Origin of the sequence: Pseudomonas sp. 2995-3 (assembly GCF_002742565.1) — a bacterium.
Taxonomy (GTDB): Bacteria; Pseudomonadota; Gammaproteobacteria; order Pseudomonadales; family Pseudomonadaceae; genus Aquipseudomonas; species Aquipseudomonas edaphica.
This window is the reverse complement of record NZ_LJSB01000376.1, coordinates 1-245: the sequence shown is the minus strand read 5'-3', so window position 1 is coordinate 245 and position 245 is coordinate 1. Positions and strand designations below refer to the sequence as shown.

Genomic DNA, 245 nt, shown 5'->3' with positions numbered 1-245 from the left:
CCTTTTATATTGGATGAGGGTAGTAATGCGGTTATTATTTTTTAAGGGGGAAGAAGTATGGAGAATGTGAAGTTGGAACAAGAGCAATTAGATACGGATTATGGAAAAATGTTAACAAAAAGGGAGATAGAAGTTCTTGAAGAACTATGTACAGGAAACACCAATCGAGATATCTCGGAAAAATTATTTATCAGTGTCATTACAGTTAAAGTTCATCTTAAGCACATTTATGGAAAGCTAGGCGT

1 protein-coding gene is annotated in these 245 nt (G+C 34.3%); it reads left to right on the top strand.

Annotation, left to right across the window (positions count from 1 at the left end; genetic code table 11):
- Positions 1–57 precede the first annotated feature (57 nt).
- On the top strand, positions 58–245 hold a 188-nt coding region (locus tag AOA62_RS32725), incomplete at its 3' end, for a response regulator transcription factor (RefSeq protein WP_143521944.1).